The sequence below is a fragment of the Streptomyces sp. NBC_00525 genome (assembly GCF_036346595.1).
Lineage (GTDB): Bacteria > Actinomycetota > Actinomycetes > Streptomycetales > Streptomycetaceae > Streptomyces.
The window spans coordinates 4,775,666-4,801,244 of the sequence record NZ_CP107834.1 but is presented as its reverse complement, the minus strand read 5'-3'; the positions used below and the strand labels follow the sequence as shown (position 1 = coordinate 4,801,244).

Here is a 25,579-nt window from a genome sequence, read left to right as displayed (position 1 = left end):
TGTGCCCCGACGACAGATAGTCGATGGGGCTGGAGCATGATCGAGGCAGTCGGCCTGACCAAGCGCTATGGCGCGAAGACGGCCGTGTACAACCTTTCCTTCCAGGTGCGGCCGGGGGCCGTCACCGGCTTCCTCGGTCCCAACGGGTCCGGCAAGTCCACCACCATGCGGATGATCCTCGGTCTGGACCGGCCGACGGCGGGCCGGGTGACCATCGGCGGCCACGAGTTCCGGACCCTGCCGAACGCGCCCCGCCAGGTGGGGGCCCTGCTCGACGCCAAGGCCGTGCACGGCGGCCGGAGCGCCCGCAACCACCTCCTCTCGCTCGCCCAGCTGGCCGGCATCCCCGAGGCCCGGGTGGACGAGGTGCTGGGCGTGGTGGGCCTCCAGGACGTGGCCCGCAAGCGCTCCAAGGGCTTCTCGCTGGGCATGGGGCAGCGCCTGGGCATCGCGGCCGCGCTGCTCGGCGACCCGCAGGTGCTCCTGTTCGACGAGCCGGTCAACGGCCTCGACCCGGAGGGCATCCTCTGGGTCCGCAATCTGATGAAGATGCTGGCGTCCGAGGGCCGCACGGTCTTCGTCTCCAGCCATCTGATGAGCGAGATGGCGCTGACCGCCGACCATCTGATCGTCATCGGCCGCGGCCAGCTGATGGCCGACATGAGCGTCAAGGACTTCATCTCGGCCAATTCGGCCGACTTCGCGCGGGTGCGCGTCCCGGACGAGAAGCCCGAGGCCCGCGAGAAGCTGACCGCGACGCTGACGGAGGCGGGCGGCCAGGTGCTGTCCGAGCCGGACGGGGCCCTGCGGGTCACCGGTCTCGCCCTCCCCCGGATCAGCGACCTCGCCCATGAGTCGGACGTCCGGCTGTGGGAGCTGTCGCCGCACCAGGCGTCCCTCGAAGAGGCGTACATGCGGATGACGCAGGGCGCCGTGGACTACCGCTCGACGGTGGACCAGAAGGCCCACCTCCAGCAGCAGCCGCCGTACGCCGGTTACGGGCAGCCGCCCGCACACATCCCGCCGCCGCAGCAGCAGCCCGTCCCGGACATGCCGCAGCAGGGCTGGTACGCCCCGCCGCCGCCCGGCCAGAACCCGTACGCGGCCGCCCCGGCGCAGGCACCCGCGCCGGCCGCGGCCCCGGCGCCCGCCGCTCCGGCCCCGCCCGCGCCCGCCGCGGCTCCCGCAGACCTGACCAAGCGCGACACCAGCGAGGACCCCCGATGACCACGCCGTCCACGCCGCCGGCGCCCCAGGCGCCGTACCAGCAGGCCGCGCCGCAGCAGGCGTACCCGCAGGCGCCCCAGCAGCCGCAGGGCTTCTACACCTCGCCGATCCCGGTGCGCCCCGCGACGCTCGGCGACGCGATCGCCTCCGAGTGGACCAAGATCAAGTCCGTTCGCTCGACCATGTGGACGCTGGGCATCATGACCGCGCTGCTGCTGGTCATCGGGGTGCTCGCGGCCGTCGCGGTGTCCGCGTCCGACCAGGACATCAGCGGCACACCGGTGCTGAGCCTCGGCTTCTTCGGCGTGCTGCTCGGCACCATCTGCGTGATCACGCTGGGCGTGATGACGATCGCCTCGGAGTACGGCACGGGCATGATCCGTACGACGCTGACGGCCTGCCCCGGCCGGGGCCGGGTGCTCGGCGCCAAGGCGCTGGTGTTCTTCCTGCTGACCTTCGTCCTGACCACGGTGATGACCTCGCTGGTGGCCCTGATCCAGACGTCCATGCTGGACGCGGCGTCGCCCACCGGCGAGGAGTGGCTGCGCGCCACGGTCGGCGTCGGCCTGTACGTGGCGACGCTGGGGCTGCTCGCGCTCGCGGTCGGCGCGCTGATCCGGCACTCGGCCGGGGCGATCACCATCATGATCGGCGTGGTGCTGCTGCCGCTCGTGCTGGCCATCTTCATGTTCGCCAGCTCGCTGGAGAAGCTCCGGGACGCCCTGCTGGAGTACTCGATCCCGAACCAGCTGAGCGTCTTCTACGACAACTCGGTCACGTCGTCCGGCCCGTCCGGCTGGGAGCCGCTGTGGATCATCATCGGCGTCACCGCGGTCGCCATGGGCGGCGCGTACCTGTCGATGAACCAGCGCGACGTCTGAGCCCCGCCGCCGCTCAGTGGCGAGGCGCGTTCCTGGACCGCTGCACCCGTGTGGTGCGGCGGTCCTTCGCGTTCCAGCAGGCCTTGTGCCAGTGCCTGCGGTCGTCCACCCCGCCGTACTCGGACCAGGCCACCAGATGCGGGACGCCGGACGGGATCTCCTGGTCGCAGCCGGGGCAGCGGTAGCGCTTGCCGGCCGCGCTCGCCCCGCTGACCGGGCGCACGGACCACTCCTCGCCCTGCCACTCCTCGGTACGCCCGCCCCCGCCGTACCGGTCGCCCGCTCCGCTCGCGCTGTCGTCGTTGCGGCTCTCGCCGCCTTTGGGGCGGTTGCGGCGCGGGGACACGTGTTTCACCTCACGGAAACGGGCTGACAGGTTCCGTCAAGCCTAGGGCCATTCGGGCGGTGGGCCTGTCCGTACGGGGCCGGGTGATGCCACTGGTTACCGGAAAATCGCAACAACTGCGGGCCGGACCGTGCCTTTGGCACGTGTCAGACGTTGTTGCCAGCATGGGGAGAGCCGCGTCGGCCGCAAGGAGGCAATTCGCGATGCGTGTGGGAACGTTCGTACTGGCGGCCCAGTTTCCGGGCCAGGGACCGGGGGAAGCGCTGCACCGCGCGATCCGGTCCGCCGAGGTCGCGGAGGAGTCCGGGCTCGACGCGGTCTGGCTGGCCGAACATCATTTCGTGCCGTACGGGGTGTGCCCGTCCGCCGTCACGCTGGCCGCGCAGCTGCTCGGCCGCACCCGGCGCATCCGCGTCGGCACGGCGGTGAGTGTGCTGCCCACGCAGCATCCGGTGGCGCTCGGCGAGCAGGCGGCGCTGCTCCACCTCACCAGCGGCGGCCGGTTCAGCTTGGGCGTGGGCCGGGGCGGCCCCTGGGTGGATCTGGAAGTGTTCGGCGGCGGCCTGGAGGCGTACGAGAAGGGCTTCCCGGAGTCCCTGGAGCTGCTGCTCGACTGGCTGCGGAAGCCGCGCGTGGCGGGCCGGGGCGGGCGGTACGGGTTCCGCGAGGTGGCGGTCGTCCCCCGGGCCGGCGAACTGCTCGACGCGGACGGCGCGGACGGCGCGGGCGGGCCCGAGGTGGTCGTCGCCTGCACCTCGCGTAAGACGGTCGAGCTGGCCGCCGAGCACGCCCTGCCGATGCTGCTCGGCATGCACTGCGGGGACGCGGACAAGGCGGAGATGGTGGCGCTGTGGCGGTCCCGCGCGCTGGCGGCGGGGCACAGCCCGGAGCGGGTGCGCGCGGCGGGGCACGTCTCGGCGGGCGTGGCCCAGATCGCCGACCGCACGGAGGACGCCGTCGAGACGCTGGTGAAGGCGATGCCGGGCTGGCTGCGGCAGGGGCTCGACGCGCATGTGACGGTGGACGGCCGGCACCGCGTCATGCGGGACCCCGTCGAGTACGCGGAGCTGCTCTGCGGCCTTCATCCGGTGGGCACACCGGAGCTGGCGGCCGACCGTCTCGCCGCCACCGCCGAGCGCACGGGCATCACCCGCTTCGCGCTCCTGGTGGAGGGTTCCGGGGATCTCGTGACCACGGAGGAGAACGTAGCGCGGCTGGGCAAGGAGGTACTGCCACTCCTGGAATGACCCCCGCGCACAGGCACGACGGTGTACCGCGTTGTACGTACGGCGGGGTACTCGTGGAGCCGCCGCCCCGGACCAGTTGCACCTCCCGCGGCCCGGAACGGCGACGGAAGCGTTCAGCAGTCCCGGAGCTCGGGCGACTGGTTGAGCAACTGGCCCCTCACCGAGGTGAACTTGGCCAGCCGGTCGTCGACCGACGCGTCCAGCGGGAACACCGCGACGCGGTGGCAGTTCTGGAATGCGAGTCGCACCCCGAAGTGCCGCTGCAGCGCGCCGCGTATCGCATCGCTCGCGAGCGCGCGCAGCAGCTGACCACGTGCCTGCTCGTCGGGCGGCGGCGTCTGGTTGTCGGCGAACTGCCCGCCGTCGACCTTCAGCTGAGCCACCAACGAGCTGATCATCTCCCACGCGTAGGGCAGGGAGGTCCGGACGCAGTCGACGAAGTCGGCTTCGTCGACCTCGCCTCGCTCGGCCTGTTCCAACAGAGCCGGTGAGACGTCGAGCGACATGGGTTCTCCTCTCGCGGCCCCGGCGGGCTGCCGAAGCCTTACGGGCAGGGAAGGAGGGCGGCGACGCAGCGTGCACACGCGGCGACCTCCTGCATCCACGGTAAGCGCGCAGTCCGGGCCGCACCAGGAGATTGGGAACACAACCGGCCAATAACGAAGGGGTTCAAAGAGGGGCAAGACAGAAAGTGTCAGGTCCGAAAGCGCTGGGGCCCCCGGATGGGGGAATCGCGTCGAGCCCCCGGCGTCGAGTAGCGTTGCCGACCATGCGTCTCGTCATCGCCCGCTGCTCCGTGGACTACGCGGGCCGGCTCACGGCCCACCTGCCCTCCGCTCCCCGCCTCATCCTGGTCAAGGCGGACGGGAGCGTGTCGATTCACGCCGACGACAGGGCGTACAAACCGCTCAACTGGATGTCGCCGCCCTGCACCCTCAAGGAGGGCAGCGGTGACACCGAGGGCGTCTGGACCGTGGTGAACAAGGCGGGCGAAAAACTGATCATCACTATGGAGGAAATCCTCCATGACTCGTCCCATGAGCTGGGCGTCGATCCAGGACTGATCAAGGACGGTGTGGAAGCGCACCTCCAGGAACTGCTCGCGGACCGCATCGAGACGCTGGGCGAGGGCTACACCCTGATCCGCCGCGAGTACTTCACGGCCATCGGCCCGGTGGACATCCTGTGCCGCGACGCGGACGGGCAGACGGTGGCCGTCGAGCTGAAGCGGCGCGGCGAGATCGACGGCGTCGAGCAGCTGACCCGCTATCTGGAACTGCTCAACCGCGATCCGCACCTGGCCCCGGTCCGGGGCATCTTCGCCGCCCAGGAGATCAAGCCCCAGGCCCGCGTGCTGGCCACGGACCGCGGCATCGGCTGCGTGGTCCTGGACTACGACGCGCTGAGGGGCATCGAGGACGACAAGCTCCGGCTGTTCTGAGCGAGGGCCGGGTCGGGACCGGGGCCACCGCTCGCGGACTCCACCGCGTCCTCTCCGGCCCCGGGGTCCTCCGTCGGCGTCTGCGTGGGCTCCGGGGACCCGGTGCCCGGGTCCGGGTCCGGGGGCGTCGACCCGCTCGGCTTCGTACCGGACTTGCCCGGTGACGGGGTGATCGGCTTGCCCGACGACACGGTCTCCGAAGGCTTCGGCGCCGTGCTCGACGACGTGGACGTGTCCGGCGCCGAGGGCGTCGTGCTGGGCGACTCCCCGCCCGGCGAGGCCGTGGCGCTGCCCGTGGCCCCCGGTGTCACGGCCGTCGAGGCCGACCCGGACGGCGACCCCGGGGACGAGACCGTCGTCGGCTTCCCGTCCGCCGGCTCACCGGTCGTCACCTCGGCGTCGTAGATGCTGTCGTCCTGCGGCACCTCCTGCTCGGTCGACGTACCGGCGCCGCCCTGCGGGTCGCTGCTCGACGTCAGCCCGAGCGTCACCACCGTGCCGAGGACACCGGCGAGCAGCACCCCGGCCCCGGCGGCGACCAGGTTGCGCCGAGCCCCGCCGATGTATGCCGGCGCGCCGACGCGCCGGCCGGACCCCTTGCCCGACCCGGCCGGTCCCGGCGCCGGCTGCCGCGGCACCACGGCCGTGTCGTCGAGCGGACGCCGCGCCGGGACCGGGGCGAGGGCCGGCACACCGAGCGGCGGCGACGCCTCGAACGCCCCGGCCGCACCCTGGCCGCCCGGCACCAGACCCGCGCCCGGTCCGCCGGAGCGGTCCGCGACCAGGGCGAGGGCACGCCGTCCCGCCACCGCGCCCCTGCGGTCGGCCAGCGCCCCGCGCATCCCGATCGCGGTCTCCAGCTCGGTCCTGGCCCGGTCGGGGTGGCCGGTGCAGAGCGCCAGCACACCCAACTCGTGGTGGAAGTACGCCTCTTCCGCGACCTCCCCGGCGAGCCGGCCGGCCTCCTGGCCGATCCGCAGGGCCCGCTCCCAGGCGCCCCAGTGCAGCCCGGCCGCGAACACGGGCGCCGCGCTGCGGGCGAGGAGCACGGCGGCGCTCGTCCGGCCCGCCCCCTCCCCCGGCACCAGCTGGTTCATGGCCGCGACGATCGCGTCGGCCTCGGCGCAGGCCCGTGCGGGGGTGACGGAGGGGTGCCCGGTCCACCAGGTGTAGTGCTGGGCGGCGGTACGGGCCCGGACGGCGGCGCCTTCGTCGTAGCCGGCGGCCACCAGCTGGGCCGTCACCCCGGCGGCCAGCCGGTAGCGGGAGCCTGCCGGGGAGAGCAGCCCGCAGCCGGCCAGTTCACCGAGTGCGGCGTCGGCGTGGGTGTCCCCGATGAGCGCCGGGAGGTGGGCCTGGTGGGGCACCTCGCCGCCGAGCGCGACGGCGAACCTCAGTGTCTCGCGGGCGGCCTCGCCGAGCCGGGAGGCGAGCAGGGCGGCGGGCGCGGCCGCCTCCCCGAGGCCGGGCAGCGGTACGTCCGCGGCCTCGGTGTCCTCGATGGCGCCGGTGCTCGCGGTGTCCTCGGCGCTCGTGGTGTCCTCGGTGCCGGTGGCGTCCTCGGGGTCCGGCGCCGGTGCGGGCCGGGTCGCCAGATAGCCGTACTCGTCGTACGCGGTGGGGTCGACGCGCAGGGCGTCGCGCTGCCGCAGCAGGGCGCCGGCCTGGACGAACCGCAGGGGCAGGCCCTCGGACTCGAACCAGAGGTCTCCGGCCCAGTTGGCCTCCTCCTCGGTGAGCGGGCGTTCGACGACCCGCTCCAGGAGTTCGACGGAGGCGGCGCGGTCCAGGCCGGCGAGGGGGACTTCTTCGAGGTGCGCGTCGGGGCCGGGCGCGGCGACGTCCGGCGTGGCGGCGAAAAGGTAGGCGCACTCGGGGGTGGCGTCCAGCAGTTCGTCCAGGGCGGCGCCGCCGAACTCCAGGTCGTCCAGGACGACGACGGCCCCGGTGGTCCGCAGCGCCGTCAGGACCTGGGCCCGGTCCGGGCGGAAGCGGGGTGCGTCGTGGACGGCGTCGAAGAGTCCGTACAGCAGGTCCGCGGCCGTGCGCTTGTGGCCGCTGAGGCGGACGACCCCGTCCGGCGCGAAGTCCGCGCAGGCGGCGGCGACGGCGTCGAGCAGCGCCGTCCGCCCGGAACCCGCCGGTCCGATGAGCCGGACGGAGCGGCCGCGGGCGAGCAGCCGGGTCAGCCGTTCCCGCTCGGCGTCGCGGCGCAGCAGGGGCAGTTCGGGCAGGGGCGGGCCGGGCGGCACGGGGGGCGTGGCGGCGCGGGCGCGGTCTGCGCGCTCGGCGGGGGTGCGGCGGACGGGGTCCGCGGGCTGCCCGCCGGGCGGGCACGGTTCGACCTCGCTGCCGTCGACCGGGTTGATGGTGAGCAGCAGGTCACCGGCGACGAGGGTGACCACACGGGCCTGTTGCGGTGTTTGCTGACCGAAATCCGGAGTCAGCGGATCGCGGGAGGGGCGGCGCCGTACGGCATCCTCCGCGGAGCCCTCGTTGTCGTGGCCGAACTCTTCCGGCCCCCGGTGTATCGGGTCCATCGCCAAAGCCCCCAAGACGCGTCGAGCGCGGTTGTCCCTCCCGGCCTCGCACGTCCAGATGCCGTTCACGGTCCGGTGTCCGCCGGGTGGGTCCGTCAATCGGCAGACGGCCGAACCCTAAACCTTCGCACAGTATCTACGAACAGCCGGGGTGGCGCGCCGCCCCACAGATCACGGTCTCGTGAGGATTGTGCGGCTTCGGCCGTACGGTCACCGAGGGTCCGCCCGGGGGTACGCGGCGTCCCCGTCCGGGTGCTTCAGACGCGTGGCAGGGACTCCGCGGCGATGCCGCCCTCGATGGCGAGGATGCGGTGCAGCCGGGTGGCCACCAGGAGGCGTTGCATCTGCGGAGGCACGCCGCGCAGCACGAGGCGGCGTCCGGCGCGCCCGGCCCTGCGGTGTGCGCCCATGATGACGCCGAGTCCGGTGGCGTCCCACGAATCCAGCTCGGTCAGGTCGAGCACCAGATCGCCGACGCCGTCGTCGAGGGCCGTGTGCAGGACCGTACGGGCGTCCGCCGCGCTTCGGACGTCGAGGCGGCCCCCGACGACCAGCTCGGCGTGGTCGCCCCTGATGTGCATATGCGCTCCCCTGGGATGCTCCGTGGCCCGGTCCGTCTGTCCGAAACTGTTACTGCCCCAACTGACTGCGGCAGCGACAGGGTAGTTGCCGTCTGTAAGCGAACCGATACCGAATTCACTCCGGGGAGTGATGCGGGACGGTTGCGGCCCCTGGCGGAGCCGCTGGTTCCGGACGGTGTTCCCCGAACGGCGCCCCGGCGTGATTGACAGCGAATCAGCCGGACCGGACCGGAAATGATCAGTAGGTGTAGAAGCCCTGCCCGCTCTTGCGCCCGATGTCACCTGCATCGACCATCCGGCGCATCAGCTCCGGGGCGGCAAACTTCTCGTCCTGGGATTCGGTGTAGATGTTGCCGGTGGCGTGCAGCAGGATGTCCACGCCCGTCAGGTCGGCGGTGGCCAGCGGTCCCATGGCGTGGCCGAAACCGAGCTTGCAGGCGATGTCGATGTCCTCGGCGGTGGCGACGCCCGACTCGTACAGCTTGGCGGCCTCGACGACGAGCGCCGAGATCAGCCGGGTGGTGACGAAGCCGGCCACGTCGCGGTTGACGACGATGCAGGTCTTGCCGACGGACTCGGCGAACTCCCGCGCGGTGGCGAGGGTTTCGTCGCTGGTCTTGTAGCCGCGTACGAGTTCGCAGAGCTGCATCATCGGGACCGGCGAGAAGAAGTGCACGCCGACGACGCGCTCGGGCCGCGCGGTCACGGCCGCGATCTTGGTGATCGGGATGGCGGAGGTGTTGGAGGCGAGCACGGTGTCGTCCCGGACGATCCCTTCGAGGGACCGGAAGATCTCGTGCTTGACCTCCAGCTTCTCGAAGACGGCCTCGACCACGACGTCCGCGTCGGCGACGGCGTCCAGGTCGGTGGTGGTGGTGATCCGGCCGAGGGCGGCCTCGGCGTCGGCGGCGTCGAGCCGGTCCTTGGAGACGAACTTGTCGAACGAGGCCTTGATGCCGTCGCGGCCGCGGGTCAGGGCCTCGTCGGTGACGTCGCGCAGCACCACGTCCCAGCCCGCCCGGGCGGAGACCTGCGCGATACCGGACCCCATGAGTCCGGCTCCGATGACGGCGAGCTTCCTGGCCACGTTGGCACCCCTCTGTATGTGTCGGTGGTTCTGGTCCATGCCCTCCGGCGGAGGTTAGTACCCGTGGCGCGCGCTGGGGCTGCGAAGAGATGCGCGTCACGTCTCAAATGACGGACATCACACCGGCAGGTGTCATTCGGCGGCGCGTCGGGCGTAGTTGAGTACCTTTTCGCCCAGCAGGTCCTCGATGTCGTCGAGCAGCACCAGGGCGTCCCGCGAGACCTCGGCGGGGCGGCGGCCGGCCACCATCTCGCGCCCGATGTACGCCATGAGCGTGCTGTGGACCCAGGAGAGCTGACCGGCCACCAGGACGGGCAGCGGGTCACCGGCCCCGGCACCGCTCTCCTCCAGCAGGGTGGCCTCCAGATGCCGCTGGGCCTCCTGCTGGATGTGCCACAGGCGGGCCTTGAGGCCGTCGGCACCCTCGATGACCCACATGAAGCGCTCGTAGCCCTCCATCAGCCCGACCGCGGGCGAGACACCCTCGACCTGGAGGCGCAGTTCCCGCAGCACGGCGTCGGCCGCGGACTCGCCCCTGTCGCGACCCCGGACGTAGCGGGAGAGTCGCTCGACCACGCCCCGGCTGCGGTCCAGGAAGAGGTCCTCCTTGGCGGGGAAGTAGTTGTACACGGTGTTGACCGAGACGTCGGCGGCCTGGGCGATCTCGGCGATCGTGACCGCGTCGAAGCCGCGCTCCAGGAAGAGACCGGTGGCCACGTCCGACAGCTGCTGCCTGGTCTGCCGCTTCTTGCGCTCTCTGAGTCCCTCAGCCATGCCCCCATCGTAGATCGAATGGGGTTCTCCAAAATTTGGGGTCATTGCATTTTTGGGGTGCCTCTGCTTTTGTGGGGGCATGCCCATCATCAGTACGGCCGGGCTCACCCGGACCTTCAGGAGCAGAACCGGTCAGGTCGAGGCCGTCCGCTCCCTCGACCTGACCGTGGCGGCCGGCGAGATCGTCGGCCTGCTCGGCCCCAACGGCGCCGGCAAGACGACCACCCTGCGCATGCTCACCACGCTGCTCGCCCCCACCGGCGGCGCGGCCACCGTCGCCGGACACGATCTGGCCGCCGACCCGGCGGGGGTCCGCGCGCGGTGCGGCTACGTCGCCCAGTCGGGCGGGGTGGACCCGCACACCACCGTGCGGGAGGAACTCGTCACCCAGGGCCGGATGTACCGGCTCGGCAAGGCGGCCGCTGCGCGGCGGGCCGGTGAACTGGCCGCGGAACTCGGCCTGTCGGAGCTGCTGGACCGGAAGACGGCCGCACTCTCGGGCGGGCAGCGCAGACGGCTGGACATCGCCCTGGGGCTCACCCACCGCCCCGCCGTCCTCTTCCTGGACGAGCCCACCACCGGACTCGACCCGGCGGGCCGCACCGGCCTGTGGGACCTGATGCGCCGGCTGCGCGACACGCACGGCACGACCGTCGTGCTCACCACGCACTACCTCGACGAGGCCGACGCGCTCGCCGACCGGCTGGTCGTCGTGGACGGCGGCCGGGTGGCGGCGCAGGGCAGCCCGGCGGAGCTGAAGACCCGGTACGCGGGCTCCCCGGACGCCACCCTCCAGGACGCCTTCCTGGCCGTCACCGGCCGGGCCCCCGCCGCCGACACCGCGCCCCTCGCGGTCTGACACCCCCTTGGGACACCCATGCCGCACGACATCGCGCTGATCTTCGGGCGCTACGCCCGCCAGACCCTGCGCTCCAGGTTCCAGATCCTCTTCGGCATCCTCATGCCGCTGCTCTACCTGCTCTTCTTCGGGCCGCTGCTCACCGGGCTGCCGCTCGGCGGGGACGGCGACTCCTGGCAGATCCTGGTTCCGGGACTGCTGCTCCAGCTCAGCCTGTTCGGCGCCTCGTTCGCCGGGTTCGGCCTCATCATCGACAACTCCACCGGAGTGGCCGAGCGGATGCGGGTGACCCCGGTCAGCCGGGCGGCACTGCTGCTGGGCCGGGTCCTGCGGGACGCGCTGCTGTTCATGTTCCAGGCGGTGCTGCTGGTGCTCGTCGCCGTCCTGATGGGGCTGCGCGCACCGCTGGGCGGGGTGCTGATCGGCTTCGCGTTCGTCGGCCTGCTGACCGTCTCGCTGGCCTCGCTCTCCTACGCGCTGGCCATGCGGGTCTCCACACCGCAGGAGTTCGGGCCCGTCATCAACGCGCTCACCATGCCGGCCATGCTGCTGTCCGGCCTGATGCTGCCGATGACGCTGGGCCCGGCCTGGCTGGACGTGCTCTCGCACTTCACCCCGTTCCGCTACCTGGTGGACGCGGTGCGGGACGCGTACACCGGCGCGTACGCCACCGGGCACATGCTGTACGGCGTCCTGGTCGCCCTCGGCCTCGCCGCCCTGGCCGTGACGGTGGGCACACGTGCCTTCGCGAAGGCCGGGGCATAACTACTCTGGGCGCATGGTCAATCTGACGCGCATCTACACCCGTACCGGCGACACCGGCACCACCGCCCTCGGTGACATGAGCCGCACCGCCAAGACCGATCTGCGGATCTCCGCGTACGCCGACGCCAACGAGGCCAACGCGGTCATCGGCACCGCGATCGCCCTCGGGCAGCTCGGCGAGGACATCGTGAAGGTCCTCGTCCGCGTGCAGAACGACCTGTTCGACGTGGGCGCGGACCTGTCCACCCCGGTCGTCGAGGACCCGAAGTACCCCCCGCTGCGGGTGGAGCAGAGCTACGTCGACAAGCTGGAGGCCGACTGCGACCACTACCTGGAGCAGGTCGAGAAGCTCCGCAGCTTCATCCTGCCGGGCGGGACCCCCGGCGCGGCCCTGCTGCACCAGGCGTGCACCGTGGTCCGCCGCGCCGAGCGCTCCACCTGGGCCGCGATGGAGGTGCACGGCGAGGTGATGAACCCGCTGACGGCGACCTACCTCAACCGCCTCTCCGACCTGCTGTTCATCCTGGCGCGGGTGGCGAACAAGGAGGTCGGCGACGTGCTGTGGGTGCCGGGCGGCGAGCGCTGAGCGCAGGCCCGTCCGCGAGCCGGTTCACCTCGCGGACGGGCTCTTCTCCCGGTCCCGGTCCGCGGGCTCCCGCTTGGGGAAGAGCGTGTAGCTCACCGCGATCACCAGGTTGATCCCGATCACCAGGAGCATCGTGCGCTGCCAGGACCGCAGCGAGGACACGTCCCCGTCTCCCCCGACGTACCAGGCGGCGGCCTGGAGCAGGACCAGGGCCGTCACCGCGGCGGTGCACCACCGGGCGGCGGTCACCCACTCGTACATGGCCCGCGCCTTCCCGTACTTCGGCGGCTTCACCGGCGGCGGGCCGCCCGCGAAACGGTGCGCCACCCGGGCGTCCGCCCACTTGATGGTGGAGTGGCCGAGGCCGACCGTGAAGCCGATGTAGACCGCGGCGAGCCCGTGCTTCCAGTCGGGCTCCGCGCCGTTCTTCAGGTCGACGGCGGTCACCACGAGCAGCACGAGTTCCAGCACCGGCTCGCACAGCAGCACGGCGGCCCCCAGCCGCGGTTTGCGCGCCCCGTAGCGCAGCGCCAGGCCGGTGGCGAGCAGCACCCAGAAGGCGATCTCGCAGGCGACGATCAGTGTGACGATCACGGTCCGCTCCTTTTCGGTCCCTTCCAGCCTGGCCGCCGCCCCGGCCCGGATCATCGGCCCCGGTGAGGAATCCCGACTGCATACTTCGATGTAGTGGCGGGTCGCCCCCGGCGCGGACGCGGCGTGTCGGGCGGGACGTGTTGGATGGACGCATGCCGGCTCTCCCCCTGTCCCGCCCCCACCGCGACGACGTGCTCATCGCGGCCTGCGGGCTGTTCGGCGGCCTGGTGCTGTGGCTGCTCGACCTCTACATGCGCACCGGGTACGTCCTCGGGGACACCCGGCTGCCGCTGATCCCGCTCGTCGTGATGTCGGCGGCGGAGCTGCTGCGCAGGACCGCGCCGCGCACCGCGCTCGCCCTCGGCACCGTCGCGCTCGCCGCGGACCAGTGCACCCACGGCAATCTCGCCACCGTGGCGATGTACACCGACGTCATGTACGCGGCGGTGCTGTACGGGACCCCGGCGGCCGCCCGGCGCATCCCGGTGGTGACGTTCCTGTTCAGCCTCGTCGTCACCATCGGCTCGCTGGCCTGGTTCCGCAGCGCCGAGGCCCTGCTCATCGGCATCGTCACCGCCCTCGTCGTCTTCGTGCCCGCCCTCACCGGGGTCAGCGTCCGCAACCACCGGGACGCCGCCGAGACCGCGCGGCTGCGCGCCGACCAGACCGCCCTGCTCGCCGAGATGGACCGCGCCCAGGCGGTCACCGCGGAGCGGGCCCGGATGGCGCGCGAACTGCACGACCTGGTCGCCAACCACCTGTCCGCGATCGCGATCCACTCCACCGCCGCGCTCTCCATCGGCGACCCGGAGACCTCCCGCACCGCCCTCGGCGTGATCCGGGAAAACAGCGTCGAGGGTCTGGCCGAAATGCGACGCCTCATCGGGCTGCTGCGCACCGGCGCGGGCGATCCGGAGCCCACCAGTTCGCCGACGCTCGGCTCGCTGGACGCGCTGATCGAGCAGCACCGCGCCGCCGCCGCGGCCGGCGGGCTGAGCTGTGTCCTGGAGGACACCAGGGCCGCCGGTGAGCCCCTGCCGGCGCCGGTCGAGCTGGCCGCGTACAGGATTGTGCAGGAGTCCCTCACCAACGCGCTCAAGCACGCCGCGCCGGGCCGGGTCGCGGTGCGGCTCGCGCGGGCGGCCGACGTGCTGACGGTGGAGGTGACCAGTGCGCTCGGCGACCGGCCGGGGCCGCGCGCGCCGGGGTCGGGGGCCGGTCTGGTGGGGATGCGGGAGCGCGTGGCGCTGCTCGGCGGGGAGTTCGCGGCGGGGCCGCGCGACGGGATCTGGCGGGTGCGGGCGGAGCTGCCCGTGTCCGGTACACGGAAGGCAGGGTGAGGTGGGGACATGACGATCCGGGTGCTGGTCGCGGAGGACCAGACGGCGGTACGGGCGGGGCTGGTGCTCATCCTGGGCAGCGCGCCGGACATCGAGGTCGTCGGGGAGGCGGGGGACGGCGAGGAGGCGGTGCGGCTCGCCCGTGAGCTGCGGCCGGACCTGGTGCTGATGGATGTTCAGATGCCGCGCCTGGACGGGGTCTCGGCGACCCGGCAGGTGACCGGGGAGCGGCTGGCGGACGTGCTGGTGCTGACGACGTTCGACCTGGACGCCTATGTGTTCGGGGCGTTGCGGGCGGGCGCCGCGGGCTTTCTGCTGAAGGACACGGAGGCGGCCGGGCTGCTCGACGCGGTGCGTACGGTGGCGCGCGGCGAGGGGCTGATCGCCCCGGCCGTGACGCGCCGGCTGATCGCGGAGTTCGCGGGGACGCCGGCCGTACGGGCGCCGGAGGTGCCGGACCCGTCGGTGCTGGAGTCGCTGACCAGGCGGGAACGAGAGGTGCTGGGGTGCCTGGGCGAGGGGCTGTCGAATGCGGAGATCGCGGTCCGGCTGTCCATGGCGGAGGCCACCGCGAAGACGCATGTCAGCCGATTGCTGGGGAAGCTCGAACTGCGGAGCAGGGTCCAGGCGGCCGTGCTGGCCCAGGAGTTGGGCGTGTGAGGTTTATTCGGGGAGCGACCGCGTTCTTTGGTCCAGACCTCTTGACGATTGGTCCAGACCTTCCTAATCTCACCGAGCACACTGCGGTGAGCCTGCCATGACAAAAGCGGGCTCAGGGCGGCGCAGGGTCAGTAGTCCACGGACCACCCCGTATGTCCGGACCTCACCCGAGGAGCACCGTTGAGCACTGAGACCCCCCACCGGACCCGATTCAGAATCGGGGCCGGGAAAGCCACCAGAACCCGAGCAGTCGCGGGCCTCACCGCGATGCTCCTTCCGCTGGCCGTCATGGTCGGCCTGGCCTCCCCCGCCGAGGCGGCATCCTCCGCCACGGCCACGTACCTCAAGAAGTCCGACTGGGGCTCCGGCTTCGAGGGCTCGTGGACGGTGAAGAACACCGGTACCACCTCCCTGAGTTCGTGGACCATCGAGTGGGACTTCCCCAGCGGCACCGCGGTCGGCTCCGCCTGGGACGCCACCGTCACCCACACGGGTGACCACTGGACCGCCAAGAACGTCGGCTGGAACGGCACCCTCGCCCCGGGCGCCAGCGTTTCCTTCGGCTTCAACGGCACCGGCTCCGGCGGCAGCTCGGCCACCAACTGCAAGCTGAACGGCGCCTCCTGCGACGGCGGGCCGGAGATTCCCGGCGACAACGCCCCCTCGGCGCCGGGCACCCCCACCGCCAGCAACATCACCGACACCTCGGCGAAGCTGAGCTGGACGGCGGCCACCGATGACCACGGCATCAAGAACTACGACGTCCTGCGGGACGGCGCGGTCGTCGCCACGGTCACCGGCACCACGTACACCAACAGCGGCCTGACCGCCGGTACGGACTACTCGTACACGGTCCAGGCGCGTGACACCGCCGACCAGACCGGCCCGGTCAGCGGCGCGGTCAAGGTCCACACCACCGGCGGCGGTGGCGACGACGGCGGCAACGAGACCGGCGACAAGGTCAACCTCGGTTACTTCGCCGAGTGGGGCGTCTACGGACGCAACTACCACGTCAAGAACCTGGACACGTCCGGTTCGGCCGCGAAGATCACGCACATCAACTACGCCTTCGGCAACGTCCAGGGCGGCAAGTGCACCATCGGCGACTCCTACGCCGACTACGAGAAGGCGTACACCGCCGACCAGTCCGTCGACGGCGTCGCCGACACCTGGGACCAGCCGCTGCGCGGTAGCTTCAACCAGCTGCGCAAGCTCAAGGCGAAGTACCCGCACATCAAGGTCCTCTGGTCCTTCGGCGGCTGGACCTGGTCCGGCGGCTTCGGCCAGGCCTCCCAGAACGCCGCCGCGTTCGCCGACTCCTGCTACAAGCTGGTGGAGGACCCCCGCTGGGCCGATGTCTTCGACGGCATCGACATCGACTGGGAGTACCCCAACGCCTGTGGTCTGACCTGTGACACGAGCGGCCCGGACGCGCTGAAGAAGCTCACCACGGCGCTGCGTGCCAAGTTCGGCAAGGACTACCTGGTCACCGCCGCCATCACGGCCGACGGCTCCCAGGGCGGCAAGATCGACCTGGCCGACTACGCCGGCGCCGCCCAGTCCCTCGACTGGTACAACGTGATGACGTACGACTTCTTCGGTGGCTGGGACAAGCAGGGCCCGACCGCCCCGCACTCCCCGCTGACGTCGTACAACGGCATCCCCAAGGACGGCTTCAACTCCGCGGACGCGATCGCCAAGCTGAAGGCCCAGGGCGTGCCCGCCTCGAAGCTGCTGCTCGGCATCGGCTTCTACGGCCGCGGCTGGACCGGCGTCACGCAGGCCGCCCCGGGTGGTTCGGCGACCGGCCCCGCGCCGGGCACGTACGAGTCCGGCATCGAGGACTACAAGGTCCTCAAGAACACCTGCCCCAGCAACGGCACCATCGCCGGCACGGCGTACGCGCACTGCGGCACCAACTGGTGGAGCTACGACACCCCGGCCACCATCAAGTCGAAGATGGCCTGGGCGAAGAACCAGGGCCTGGGAGGCGCGTTCTTCTGGGAGTTCAGCGGGGACACCAGCAACGGTGAACTCGTGAGCGCGATGAACACCGGCCTGAAGTAGGCCGGTAGCACAACCGAGGCTCACCCCCGAAAGCACCGGGGAGACAGGTCCGCCCCCTGTCTCCCCGGTTTTCGTATGTCTGTACGCAGTGTGCTAGTACGCGGTGTGCCTGTACGCGGTGTGCCTGTACGCGGTGTGCGTACGCGCGGCTCAGGCCACGTTCACCCGCTGGCCGGGCGGGGCCGCCTCCAGCCAGGCGAGAAAGCCGGTCAGCGCGTCCTCGCTCATCGCCAGCTCCAGGCGGGTCTCCCGGTGGCGGCAGCAGAGCACGATGGCGTCGGAGAGCAGCGCGAGCTCCTCCTCGCCCTCCGGCATGCGGCGGGCCACCACCTCGATCGCGGAGCGCTCCAGGACCCGGCGCGGCCGGGGCGAGTAGCTGAAGACCCGGAACCAGTTGACCTCGTCGCCGCTGTACCGGGCGACGCCGTACACCCAGCCCTTGCCCGACAGATCGGGCTCGGCCGGCACGTTCCACCGCAGACTGCAGTCGAACGTTCCGCCGGAGCGCTGGATCAGCCGCCGGCGCAGGCCGAAGACGAAGAGCCCCACCACGATCAGTGCGACGAGCAGTCCGCCCACCCACAGTGCGAGGAACATCTCCACCGACCTCCTCGCGTCGTCGAGTAAACGGATACCGTCCGGAACTTCACCTGCACCTGCATCGCCTCAGCCGCGACACGGTCCGGAGGCGTCTCCGGCACGGGCCGCGGCTGAGGGTAAAGCCATGTCGCGGGGTGGCTAGTGTGCGGCCACCGCACGCAGTCGTACTTCGGCGCGCCGCTCGGAAGCGGCGTCCGTGTCCGACTTCGCACGTTCGAGCGCACGCTCCGCGCGCTCGACATCGATCTCGTCGGCCAGCTCCGCGATCTCCGCGAGAAGCGAGAGCTTGTCGTCGGCGAACGAGAGGAAACCGCCGTGCACCGCGGCGACGACGGTCGCGCCGTCGCTCGTACGGATCGTCACCGGGCCCGATTCCAGCACACCCAGAAGCGGCTGGTGACCGGGCATGACGCCGATGTCGCCGGACGTGGTGCGCGCGACGACAAGGGTGGCCTCGCCGGACCAGACACTGCGGTCCGCGGCGACCAGCTCGACGTGCAGCTCAGCAGCCAAGGGTGGCTCCTCGGGTCACCACCCGGCGGTCGTGCCGGGTGTTGGGTCAATTCTACGGGGCGTGGTGAGGGGGACGGGACAGCACCCGTCCCCCTCGGTGAGCCGGGGCTCAGGAGACGCCGAGCTCCTTGGCGTTGGCCTTCAGGTCCTCGATGCCACCGCACAGGAAGAACGCCTGCTCGGGGAAGTGGTCGTACTCACCGTCGCAGATGGCGTTGAACGCGGCGATCGACTCGTCGAGCGACACGTCCGAACCGTCCACGCCGGTGAACTGCTTGGCGACGTGGGTGTTCTGCGACAGGAAGCGCTCGACGCGACGGGCACGGTGGACGACGAGCTTGTCCTCCTCGCCCAGCTCGTCGATACCGAGGATCGCGATGATGTCCTGGAGATCCTTGTACTTCTGGAGAATCCCCTTGACACGCATGGCCGTGCCGTAGTGGTCCGCGGAGATGTACCGCGGGTCGAGGATGCGGGACGTCGAGTCCAGCGGGTCCACGGCCGGGTAGATGCCCTTCTCGGAGATCGGACGGGAGAGAACCGTCGTCGCGTCGAGGTGGGCGAAGGTGGTCGCCGGCGCCGGGTCGGTCAGGTCGTCCGCGGGGACGTAGATCGCCTGCATCGAGGTGATCGAGTGACCGCGGGTCGACGTGATGCGCTCCTGCAGCAGACCCATCTCGTCGGCCAGGTTCGGCTGGTAACCCACCGCGGACGGCATACGGCCGAGCAGGGTGGACACCTCGGAGCCGGCCTGGGTGTACCGGAAGATGTTGTCGATGAAGAAGAGCACGTCCTGCTTCTGCACATCGCGGAAGTACTCCGCCATGGTCAGACCGGCCAGGGCGACGCGGAGACGGGTCCCCGGCGGCTCGTCCATCTGACCGAAGACGAGCGCCGTCTTGTCGATGACGCCGGACTCGGCCATCTCCTCGATGAGGTCGTTGCCCTCACGGGTACGCTCACCGACGCCCGCGAACACCGACACACCGTCGTGGTTGTTGGCGACGCGGTAGATCATCTCCTGGATCAGCACGGTCTTGCCGACACCGGCACCACCGAACAGACCGATCTTTCCACCCTTGACGTACGGGGTGAGGAGGTCGATGACCTTGACGCCGGTCTCGAACATCTCGGTCTTGGACTCGAGCTGGTCGAAGTTGGGCGCCTTGCGGTGGATGGACCAGCGCTCGGTGACCTCGGCCTCGGCCTCGGGCTTGTTCAGGATCTCGCCGAGGGTGTTGAAGACCTTGCCCTTGGTGATGTCACCGACCGGGACGGTGATGCCCGTGCCCGTGTCGGTCACCGGGGCCTGGCGGACCAGGCCGTCGGTGGGCTGCATCGAGATCGCGCGGATCACGCCGTCGCCGAGGTGCTGGGCGACCTCGAGCGTCAGGGTCTTGAGCTTGCCGTCCTCGGCCGGGTCGGCCACCTCGACGGTCAGCGCGTTGTAGATGTCCGGCATCGCGTCGACGGGGAACTCCACGTCGACGACCGGGCCGATGACCCGGGCGACGCGGCCCGTGGCAACGGCCGTCTCAACTGTCGTCGTCATTACTTGTCACTCCCCGCGGTCGCGTCGGCCAGCGCGCTGGCACCACCGACGATCTCGCTGATTTCCTGGGTGATTTCGGCCTGGCGGGCCGCGTTGGCGAGCCGGGAGAGCGTCTTGATGAGCTCACCGGCGTTGTCGGTGGCCGACTTCATCGCGCGGCGGCGGGCGGCGTGCTCGGAAGCAGCGGCCTGCAGCAGCGCGTTGTAGATGCGGCTCTCGACGTACCGCGGAAGCAGGGCGTCGAGGACGTCCTCCGCAGACGGCTCGAAGTCGAAGAGCGGCAGGATCTCGCCCTGGCCGTCCTTCTTCTCCGTGGCACCGAGACTGAGCGGCAGCATCCGGTCCTCGACCGGGTTCTGCGTCATCATCGACACGAACTCCGTGAAGACGATGTGCAGCTCGTCGACGCCGCCCTCGGCCGTCTCCTTGCTGACCGCCTCGATCAGCGGAGCGGCCGCCCGCTTGGCATCCGCGTACGTGGGGCTGTCGGTGAAGCCGGTCCACGAGTCGGCGAGCTTGCGCTCCCGGAACCCGTAGTAGGCGACGCCCTTGCGGCCGATCACGTACGTGTCGACCTCCTTGCCCTCACCGCGCAGCCGCTGGGTCAGCTTCTCCGCGGCCTTGATGGCGTTGGAGGAGTAACCGCCGGCCAGACCGCGGTCGCTCGTGATGAGCAGGATCGCGGCCCGTGCCGGGGTCTCGGCCTCGGTGGTCAGCGGGTGCTTGGTGGCGGAGCCGGTCGCCACCGCGGTCACCGCGCGGGTGAGCTCGGTGGCGTACGGCGTCGACGCCGCCACCTGGCGCTGCGCCTTGACGATGCGCGAGGCGGCGATCATCTCCATCGCCTTGGTGATCTTCTTCGTGGCGGTGACGGAGCGGATGCGGCGCTTGTAAACGCGAAGCTGAGCGCCCATCGATCAGCCCTCGCCCAGGAGCTTGCCGTCCGAGGTCTCGAACTGCTGCTTGAACGCGGCGACTGCGTCGGCGATCGCCTGCAGCGTGTCGTCGGACATCTTGGCGCCCTCGCGGATGCTGGTGAGGAGGTCCTTGCGCTCGCGGCGCAGGTACTCCAGCAGCTCCGTCTCGAAGCGGCGGATGTCCTCGACCGGGACGTCGTCCATCTTGCCGTTGGTGCCGGCCCAGACGGAGACGACCTGCTCCTCGACCGGGAACGGGGCGTACTGCGGCTGCTTCAGCAGCTCGACCATGCGCTTACCGCGCTCCAGCGACGCCTTGGAGGCCGCGTCCAGGTCGGAACCGAAGGCGGCGAACGCCTCCAGCTCGCGGTACTGGGCGAGGTCCACACGGAGGCGGCCGGAGACCTGGCGCATCGCCTTGTGCTGGGCGGAGCCACCGACGCGGGAGACCGAGATACCGACGTTCAGGGCCGGACGCTGACCGGCGTTGAACAGGTCGGACTCCAGGAAGCACTGGCCGTCGGTGATGGAGATGACGTTGGTCGGAATGAACGCCGACACGTCGTTCGCCTTGGTCTCGACGATCGGGAGACCCGTCATCGAACCGGCACCCATGTCGTCGGAGAGCTTGGCGCAGCGCTCCAGCAGACGCGAGTGGAGGTAGAAGACGTCACCGGGGTACGCCTCACGGCCCGGCGGGCGGCGCAGCAGCAGGGACACGGCGCGGTAGGCGTCGGCCTGCTTCGAGAGGTCGTCGAAGATGATCAGGACGTGCTTGCCCTGGTACATCCAGTGCTGGCCGATGGCCGAGCCGGTGTACGGCGCCAGGTACTTGAAGCCGGCCGGGTCGGACGCCGGGGCGGCGACGATGGTCGTGTACTCCAGGGCGCCGGCCTCTTCGAGGGCACCGCGCACGGAGGCGATGGTGGAGCCCTTCTGACCGATGGCGACGTAGATGCAGCGCACCTGCTTGTTCACGTCGCCCGAGCGCCAGTTGTCGCGCTGGTTGATGATCGTGTCGACGGCCAGGGCGGTCTTGCCGGTCTGGCGGTCGCCGATGATCAGCTGGCGCTGGCCGCGGCCGATCGGGACCATGGCGTCGACGGCCTTGTAGCCGGTCTGCATCGGCTCGTGCACCGACTTGCGGACCATGACGCCAGGGGCCTGCAGCTCGAGGGCGCGGCGGCTGTCGGTCGCGATCTCGCCGAGACCGTCGATCGGGTTGCCGAGCGGGTCGACGACGCGGCCGAGGTAGCCCTCGCCGACGCCGACGGAGAGCACCTCACCGGTGCGCTGCACCGGCTGGCCCTCCTCGATGCCGCTGAACTCGCCGAGGACGATGGCACCGATCTCGCGCTCCTCGAGGTTGAGGGCGAGACCGAGGGTGCCGTCCTCGAACTTCAGCAGCTCGTTCGCCATGGCGGAGGGCAGGCCCTCCACCTTCGCGATGCCGTCGCCGGCAACGCTGACCGTACCGACCTCCTCGCGCGAGGCCGCGTCCGGCTTGTACGACTGGACAAAGTTCTCCAGCGCGTCCCGGATCTCCTCCGGCCGGATCGTGAGCTCCGCCATCTGGGTTCCCTGCTCTCCTTGTTGGGCCCGAAGTTTCTTAAGGGGGTCTGGGGGCCGACCCCCAGGAATCTTCTGCAATTTCTGCACGGCCCAACCGGGCCGCTGGTCTTGCCCTGTCTCTGTTGGGCTGCGCTCGTGTCAGCCGGCCATGCGACGGGTCGCCTCGTCGAGGCGCTCCGCGATGGTGCCGTTGATGACCTCGTCGCCCACCCGCACCGCGATCCCGCCGAGGACCTCGGGGTCCACGTCGAGGTTGAGGTGCATCTGCCGGCCGTAGATCTTCGCCAGGGCCGCGCCCAGGCGCTGCTTCTGCCGGTCGGTGAGCGGCACCGCGGAGGTGACGATCGCGACCATGCGCTCCCGGCGCTCCGCGGCGAGCTTGGAGAGCGAGTCGAGTCCCGCTTCCAGGCTACGTCCACGCGGCTGGGTGACAAGCCGCACGATGACGCGCTCGGTGGTGGGCCGCGCCTTGCCACCGAGCAGGCTGCGGAGCAGCTCGCCCTTGGCGGCGGGGGTCGCGGTCCGGCTGCTGAGCGCGGCACGCAGAGCGGTGTCCGAGGCGACGATGCGGCCGAACCGGAAGAGTTCGTCCTCGACGTCGTCCAGGTCGCCGTTGCGCTGGGCGGCGGTGAGGTCCGCGGTGTTCGCCAGTTCCTCGACCGAGTCGACCAGGTCGCGCGACTGCGACCAGCGCGAGCGGACCATGCCGGAGACCAGATCGACGGCTTCGCCGCCCACCTGGCCGCCGAGCAGGCGGCCTGCCAGCTCGGCCCTGGCCTCGCCCGGCTGCGCCGGGTCGGTCAGGACCCGGCGCAGCGACACCTCGCGGTGCAGCAGCGCCGTGACGCCGGCCAGGTCCTCGGCGAGCTTCGCCGCGTCGACCGACGTGCTGTCGGTCAGCGCGTCGAGGCGCTCGCGTGCGGCAGCCAGTGCCTCGCGGCTCGCGCTGTTCATCGGACGGCCTCGGCCTTCGCCTCGAGCTCGTCGAGGAAACGGTCGACGGTGCCGCTCTGCCGGGCGTGGTCCTCAAGGGACTCGCCGACGAGCTTGCCGGCCAGTTCGGTGGCGAGCTTGCCCACGTCCTGGCGCAGCGCGGCGGCGGCGGCCTTGCGGTCGGCCTCGATCTGGGCGTGGCCGGCGGCGACGATCTCGTCGCGCTGGCGCTGGCCCTCCGCGCGCATCTCCTGCAGGATCACGGCGCCCTGCTCCTGCGCCTCCTGGCGCAGACGAGCGGCTTCGTGACGGGCCTCGGCGAGCTGCGCCTTGTACTGCTCAAGGACGCTCTGGGCCTCGGTCTGGGCCGCATCGGCCTTCTCGATGCCGCCTTCGATGGCCTCGCGACGCTCTTCCAGAACCTTGTTGATGTTCGGGAGGAGCTTCTTGGCGAGGAAGCCGAAGACGATGAGGAAAGCGATGAGGCCGATGACGAGCTCAGGGATCGGCGGGATGAGCGGGTTTTCCGCTTCCTCGGCCGCGAGCTGAACCAGGGGGTTCACGTCAGTGCCTTTCGTCGGTACGGACTAGTCGCAGCTCGTCTTAGTAGACGAAGGGCATGACCAGACCGATGAGGGCGAGCGCCTCACAGAAGGCGAAGCCGAGGATCTGGTTGGCACGGATGAGGCCGGCGGCCTCGGGCTGGCGGGCGAGCGCCTGGGTGCCGTTGCCGAAGATGATGCCGATACCGACGCCGGGACCGATGGCGGAGAGGCCGTAACCGACGGAGCCGAGGTCACCGGTGACAGCAGCAAGGGTCTGGGACATGCCAGTTCTTCCTTCTCTTTACGGACCGGTGGGGGTTGGCCACCGGACGATTGGGGGGGGCGAGCGCCTTGCTCAGTGGTGCTCGGCGAGCGCGCCCTGGATGTAGGTGCAGGTCAGGAGGACGAAGACGTACGCCTGGACCGCCTGGATGAAGAGCTCGAAGGCGGTCATCACGATGACCATGACGAACGAGACGCCCGCGTACGCGATGCCGATGCCGTTGAGCAGGTACCAGCTGGCGATCGTGAACAGCAGCAGCAGCGTGTGGCCGGCGAACATGTTCGCGAACAGTCGGACCGCGTGGGTGAAGGGGCGCACGAGGAGGTTCGAGAAGAACTCGATGAAGGCGGCGAGGTAGGCCACCGCACCGAGCGACTTGTCGAAGCCGGTGAAGTTCTTGAACGCTCCGACGAAGCCGTGGCGCTTGAACGTCAGGCTGACCCACACGAGGTAGACGATGATCGCGAGTACCGCGGGGTACGCGATGATCGACGTCACCGGGAACTGGGCGACCGGGATGACCGACCAGAGGTTCATCATCCAGACAAAGAAGAACAACGCGACGACGAGCGGAACGTACTTCTCACCCTCGCGCTTGCCCATCGTCTCGTAGACGATGCCGCGGCGGATGAAGTCGTAACCGGCCTCGGCCGTCATCTGGAGCTTGCCGGGCACCAACTTCGGCTTACGGAAGGCGGCCCAGAAGAAGCCCACGATGATGATCGAGCCGAGCAGGGCCAGCAGCATGGTCTTGTTGAAGTACAAGTTGCTGTCCGCGTCGCCCCAGATGGGCTCGAACAGGAACGAGTGCAGGCCGGGTGCCGGGAAACCACAACCGTCGAAGATGTGGCAATCGGTCTCGAAGGCGAGCACCTGTGTCGGGTCAGCACTCACCGCGGGCTCCTTCAGCGTGGCGCATAGGTACGGCAACCTCGTTGTGTCGGCGCGGCGTGCGGCCGCGGTTCGGCACTGGACTGGTGTTTCGGATGTGTGAGCGGCAGTCAGGCATGTGAGCCTCGCGATCGAGCAGGCGTCAGCTCACATGCACGCGCCCGCAGTGCCGCAGTTGGAACCGGACGATAGCAGGGTCCGGACCCCGCACTTATTCCGCCCCTACCCTTCACGCTTCGGACCCCGGGTTTCCGGGCTTGTCGCCCTTGTCGGACTCCGGTTCCACGTAAAGGATCTTGGCCTTCATGTGCGCACGTGCCTGTGCGCCGATCCAGACGAGGGTCGTCACGACCAGGGTGATCGCGAAGGCCTTCGGGTTGAACAGCGAGGTGTTCTTGAATACGGCGACGAAGATGAACAGCAGAAGCAGTTGGGCCGTGTACAGCATCAGCCCCATGGCCTGGAACAGATGCGGCAAGGACCTGGCGGTCCGCTGCAGGACCACAAGGCCGATCCCCATGAAGAGGATGACCACGGCCGTCCCGACGATCGCGCCCAGGGCTCCCTTGCCGCCCGCGACACCAGCGCTGACCGCGGCGGCAACGAGGCCGGCGGCAGCGGTGGGTACGGCGGATTGGAGGAGAGTCCGGACGTCGCTGGACGGCATGGGGCAGCTCCGCTTGCAAGGGGGTGGGCAAAGTGTCGTCATGGACGAGCGTAGGCCCGGTTCGAGTCGATGTTTCTCGCCGATGAACCGCGCTACATCAGGTTCTTCGGC

At 70.5% G+C, this 25,579-nt stretch carries 27 protein-coding genes; 10 read left to right on the top strand and 17 right to left on the bottom strand.

All coding sequences use genetic code 11. The features are described from left to right. The first annotated feature begins 36 nt into the window (after positions 1-36). Together OG710_RS21540 and OG710_RS21535 are read left to right on the top strand one after the other, a co-directional pair. Positions 37-1,227, top strand: a complete 1,191-nt coding sequence (locus tag OG710_RS21540) for an ABC transporter ATP-binding protein (protein WP_330240776.1) — start codon at positions 37-39, stop codon at positions 1,225-1,227. Then, positions 1,224-2,108 carry an ABC transporter permease subunit gene (locus OG710_RS21535; RefSeq protein WP_330240775.1) on the top strand — a complete coding sequence of 295 codons (885 nt, stop codon included), beginning with the start codon at positions 1,224-1,226 and terminating at the stop codon, positions 2,106-2,108. Before OG710_RS21540 ends, OG710_RS21535 begins: the two co-directional genes overlap by 4 nt. 13 nt (positions 2,109-2,121) lie before the next feature. Here OG710_RS21535 and OG710_RS21530 read toward each other — a convergent pair whose 3' ends face one another. After that, complete coding sequence (locus tag OG710_RS21530) at positions 2,122-2,454, bottom strand: ATP/GTP-binding protein (protein WP_111338221.1); 333 nt, start codon at positions 2,452-2,454, stop codon at positions 2,122-2,124. 203 nt (positions 2,455-2,657) lie between these two features. On the opposite strand from OG710_RS21530, the gene OG710_RS21525 reads away from it, so the two are divergent. Next, a complete protein-coding gene (locus OG710_RS21525; RefSeq protein WP_330240774.1) occupies positions 2,658-3,701 on the top strand; it encodes an LLM class flavin-dependent oxidoreductase in 1,044 nt (347 codons plus the stop codon). 113 nt (positions 3,702-3,814) lie between these two features. Here the strand turns inward: OG710_RS21525 and OG710_RS21520 are convergent, their stop codons facing one another. Further along, on the bottom strand, positions 3,815-4,207 hold the full coding sequence (locus tag OG710_RS21520) for an SCO5389 family protein (protein WP_111338219.1): 393 nt from the start codon (positions 4,205-4,207) through the stop codon (positions 3,815-3,817). A gap of 263 nt (positions 4,208-4,470) precedes the next feature. Here OG710_RS21520 and nucS point away from each other — a divergent pair, with 263 nt between their 5' ends. Further along, on the top strand, positions 4,471-5,142 hold the full coding sequence (nucS, locus tag OG710_RS21515; RefSeq protein WP_239226475.1) for an endonuclease NucS: 672 nt from the start codon (positions 4,471-4,473) through the stop codon (positions 5,140-5,142). Here the strand turns inward: nucS and OG710_RS21510 are convergent. The 4 genes from OG710_RS21510 to OG710_RS21495 form a co-directional block, all read right to left on the bottom strand. After that, the gene (locus tag OG710_RS21510) at positions 5,094-7,682 is read right to left on the bottom strand and encodes an ATP-binding protein (RefSeq protein ID WP_330240773.1); all 2,589 of its coding nucleotides are present in this window, start codon (positions 7,680-7,682) and stop codon (positions 5,094-5,096) included. The two genes, nucS and OG710_RS21510, sit on opposite strands and share 49 nt — an antisense overlap. Positions 7,683-7,939: 257 nt before the next feature. After that, positions 7,940-8,263: an STAS domain-containing protein gene (locus tag OG710_RS21505; protein ID WP_111338216.1), complete on the bottom strand. Its 324-nt coding sequence runs from the start codon at positions 8,261-8,263 to the stop codon at positions 7,940-7,942. 238 nt (positions 8,264-8,501) lie between these two features. Then, on the bottom strand, positions 8,502-9,350 hold the full coding sequence (locus OG710_RS21500; RefSeq protein WP_330240772.1) for a 3-hydroxyacyl-CoA dehydrogenase family protein: 849 nt from the start codon (positions 9,348-9,350) through the stop codon (positions 8,502-8,504). 132 nt (positions 9,351-9,482) lie between these two features. Beyond that, on the bottom strand, positions 9,483-10,124 hold the full coding sequence (locus tag OG710_RS21495) for a TetR/AcrR family transcriptional regulator (protein ID WP_330240771.1): 642 nt from the start codon (positions 10,122-10,124) through the stop codon (positions 9,483-9,485). A 79-nt stretch (positions 10,125-10,203) separates the two neighbouring features. On the opposite strand from OG710_RS21495, the gene OG710_RS21490 reads away from it, so the two are divergent. The 3 genes from OG710_RS21490 to OG710_RS21480 are packed head-to-tail and all read left to right on the top strand — an operon-like array spanning position 10,204 to position 12,334. Continuing rightward, on the top strand, positions 10,204-10,983 hold the full coding sequence (locus OG710_RS21490; RefSeq protein ID WP_330240770.1) for an ABC transporter ATP-binding protein: 780 nt from the start codon (positions 10,204-10,206) through the stop codon (positions 10,981-10,983). Positions 10,984-11,001: 18 nt separating this feature from the next. Continuing rightward, a complete protein-coding gene (locus OG710_RS21485) occupies positions 11,002-11,748 on the top strand; it encodes an ABC transporter permease (RefSeq protein WP_330240769.1) in 747 nt (248 codons plus the stop codon). Positions 11,749-11,761: 13 nt separating this feature from the next. Beyond that, complete coding sequence (locus OG710_RS21480) at positions 11,762-12,334, top strand: cob(I)yrinic acid a,c-diamide adenosyltransferase (protein ID WP_239223304.1); 573 nt, start codon at positions 11,762-11,764, stop codon at positions 12,332-12,334. Between the two features lie 24 nt (positions 12,335-12,358). On the opposite strand, the gene OG710_RS21475 is transcribed toward OG710_RS21480, so the two are convergent. After that, positions 12,359-12,928: a hypothetical protein gene (locus OG710_RS21475; RefSeq protein WP_330240768.1), complete on the bottom strand. Its 570-nt coding sequence runs from the start codon at positions 12,926-12,928 to the stop codon at positions 12,359-12,361. Between the two features lie 152 nt (positions 12,929-13,080). On the opposite strand from OG710_RS21475, the gene OG710_RS21470 reads away from it, so the two are divergent. The 3 genes from OG710_RS21470 (at position 13,081) to OG710_RS21460 (ending at position 16,995) form a co-directional block, all read left to right on the top strand. After that, on the top strand, positions 13,081-14,268 hold the full coding sequence (locus OG710_RS21470; protein WP_330240767.1) for a sensor histidine kinase: 1,188 nt from the start codon (positions 13,081-13,083) through the stop codon (positions 14,266-14,268). A gap of 9 nt (positions 14,269-14,277) precedes the next feature. Continuing rightward, the gene (locus tag OG710_RS21465) at positions 14,278-14,928 is read left to right on the top strand and encodes a response regulator transcription factor (RefSeq protein ID WP_330240766.1); all 651 of its coding nucleotides are present in this window, start codon (positions 14,278-14,280) and stop codon (positions 14,926-14,928) included. 180 nt (positions 14,929-15,108) lie between these two features. Continuing rightward, positions 15,109-16,995, top strand: coding sequence for a glycoside hydrolase family 18 chitinase (locus tag OG710_RS21460; RefSeq protein ID WP_330240765.1), 1,887 nt, complete (start codon positions 15,109-15,111; stop codon positions 16,993-16,995). 150 nt (positions 16,996-17,145) lie between these two features. Here the strand turns inward: OG710_RS21460 and OG710_RS21455 are convergent, their stop codons facing one another. The 10 genes from OG710_RS21455 to OG710_RS21410 form a co-directional block, all read right to left on the bottom strand. Beyond that, the gene (locus tag OG710_RS21455) at positions 17,146-17,592 is read right to left on the bottom strand and encodes a DUF2550 domain-containing protein (RefSeq protein ID WP_330240764.1); all 447 of its coding nucleotides are present in this window, start codon (positions 17,590-17,592) and stop codon (positions 17,146-17,148) included. A gap of 141 nt (positions 17,593-17,733) precedes the next feature. Next, a complete protein-coding gene (locus OG710_RS21450; RefSeq protein WP_111338209.1) occupies positions 17,734-18,108 on the bottom strand; it encodes a F0F1 ATP synthase subunit epsilon in 375 nt (124 codons plus the stop codon). A 109-nt stretch (positions 18,109-18,217) separates the two neighbouring features. Next, positions 18,218-19,660 (bottom strand): F0F1 ATP synthase subunit beta, encoded by a 1,443-nt coding sequence (gene atpD, locus OG710_RS21445; protein ID WP_330240763.1) that lies wholly within the window; start codon positions 19,658-19,660, stop codon positions 18,218-18,220. After that, on the bottom strand, positions 19,660-20,574 hold the full coding sequence (locus OG710_RS21440) for a F0F1 ATP synthase subunit gamma (RefSeq protein ID WP_330240762.1): 915 nt from the start codon (positions 20,572-20,574) through the stop codon (positions 19,660-19,662). The genes atpD and OG710_RS21440 overlap by 1 nt, the downstream gene beginning before the upstream one ends. Positions 20,575-20,577: 3 nt before the next feature. Next, on the bottom strand, positions 20,578-22,149 hold the full coding sequence (atpA, locus tag OG710_RS21435) for a F0F1 ATP synthase subunit alpha (protein WP_330240761.1): 1,572 nt from the start codon (positions 22,147-22,149) through the stop codon (positions 20,578-20,580). A gap of 138 nt (positions 22,150-22,287) precedes the next feature. Next, entirely contained in the window at positions 22,288-23,103 is an 816-nt protein-coding gene (locus OG710_RS21430; protein ID WP_111338205.1) for a F0F1 ATP synthase subunit delta, read from the bottom strand. Further along, positions 23,100-23,645, bottom strand: a complete 546-nt coding sequence (locus OG710_RS21425) for a F0F1 ATP synthase subunit B (protein ID WP_111338204.1) — start codon at positions 23,643-23,645, stop codon at positions 23,100-23,102. Before OG710_RS21425 ends, OG710_RS21430 begins: the two co-directional genes overlap by 4 nt. A gap of 40 nt (positions 23,646-23,685) precedes the next feature. Then, a complete protein-coding gene (locus tag OG710_RS21420; protein ID WP_111338203.1) occupies positions 23,686-23,910 on the bottom strand; it encodes a F0F1 ATP synthase subunit C in 225 nt (74 codons plus the stop codon). A 72-nt stretch (positions 23,911-23,982) separates the two neighbouring features. Continuing rightward, positions 23,983-24,819, bottom strand: a complete 837-nt coding sequence (gene atpB, locus OG710_RS21415; protein ID WP_330242311.1) for a F0F1 ATP synthase subunit A — start codon at positions 24,817-24,819, stop codon at positions 23,983-23,985. Positions 24,820-25,030: 211 nt separating this feature from the next. Next, complete coding sequence (locus OG710_RS21410; RefSeq protein ID WP_330240760.1) at positions 25,031-25,468, bottom strand: hypothetical protein; 438 nt, start codon at positions 25,466-25,468, stop codon at positions 25,031-25,033. Positions 25,469-25,579: the final 111 nt, after the last annotated feature.

Bases quoted from the DNA above. Each gene is read 5' to 3' on its own strand.
- OG710_RS21440 (WP_330240762.1), bottom strand. From the start codon at position 20,574: ATGGGCGCTCAGCTTCGCGTTTACAAGCGCCGCATCCGCTCCGTCACC.
- OG710_RS21480 (WP_239223304.1), top strand. From the start codon at position 11,762: ATGGTCAATCTGACGCGCATCTACACCCGTACCGGCGACACCGGCACC.
- OG710_RS21495 (WP_330240771.1), bottom strand. From the start codon at position 10,124: ATGGCTGAGGGACTCAGAGAGCGCAAGAAGCGGCAGACCAGGCAGCAG.
- OG710_RS21430 (WP_111338205.1), bottom strand. From the start codon at position 23,103: ATGAACAGCGCGAGCCGCGAGGCACTGGCTGCCGCACGCGAGCGCCTC.
- OG710_RS21455 (WP_330240764.1), bottom strand. From the start codon at position 17,592: ATGTTCCTCGCACTGTGGGTGGGCGGACTGCTCGTCGCACTGATCGTG.
- OG710_RS21540 (WP_330240776.1), top strand. From the start codon at position 37: ATGATCGAGGCAGTCGGCCTGACCAAGCGCTATGGCGCGAAGACGGCC.
- atpD (WP_330240763.1), bottom strand. From the start codon at position 19,660: ATGACGACGACAGTTGAGACGGCCGTTGCCACGGGCCGCGTCGCCCGG.
- OG710_RS21465 (WP_330240766.1), top strand. From the start codon at position 14,278: ATGACGATCCGGGTGCTGGTCGCGGAGGACCAGACGGCGGTACGGGCG.
- OG710_RS21505 (WP_111338216.1), bottom strand. From the start codon at position 8,263: ATGCACATCAGGGGCGACCACGCCGAGCTGGTCGTCGGGGGCCGCCTC.
- OG710_RS21420 (WP_111338203.1), bottom strand. From the start codon at position 23,910: ATGTCCCAGACCCTTGCTGCTGTCACCGGTGACCTCGGCTCCGTCGGT.
- OG710_RS21470 (WP_330240767.1), top strand. From the start codon at position 13,081: ATGCCGGCTCTCCCCCTGTCCCGCCCCCACCGCGACGACGTGCTCATC.
- OG710_RS21535 (WP_330240775.1), top strand. From the start codon at position 1,224: ATGACCACGCCGTCCACGCCGCCGGCGCCCCAGGCGCCGTACCAGCAG.
- OG710_RS21490 (WP_330240770.1), top strand. From the start codon at position 10,204: ATGCCCATCATCAGTACGGCCGGGCTCACCCGGACCTTCAGGAGCAGA.
- nucS (WP_239226475.1), top strand. From the start codon at position 4,471: ATGCGTCTCGTCATCGCCCGCTGCTCCGTGGACTACGCGGGCCGGCTC.
- OG710_RS21485 (WP_330240769.1), top strand. From the start codon at position 11,002: ATGCCGCACGACATCGCGCTGATCTTCGGGCGCTACGCCCGCCAGACC.
- OG710_RS21510 (WP_330240773.1), bottom strand. From the start codon at position 7,682: ATGGACCCGATACACCGGGGGCCGGAAGAGTTCGGCCACGACAACGAG.
- atpA (WP_330240761.1), bottom strand. From the start codon at position 22,149: ATGGCGGAGCTCACGATCCGGCCGGAGGAGATCCGGGACGCGCTGGAG.
- OG710_RS21520 (WP_111338219.1), bottom strand. From the start codon at position 4,207: ATGTCGCTCGACGTCTCACCGGCTCTGTTGGAACAGGCCGAGCGAGGC.
- OG710_RS21410 (WP_330240760.1), bottom strand. From the start codon at position 25,468: ATGCCGTCCAGCGACGTCCGGACTCTCCTCCAATCCGCCGTACCCACC.
- OG710_RS21525 (WP_330240774.1), top strand. From the start codon at position 2,658: ATGCGTGTGGGAACGTTCGTACTGGCGGCCCAGTTTCCGGGCCAGGGA.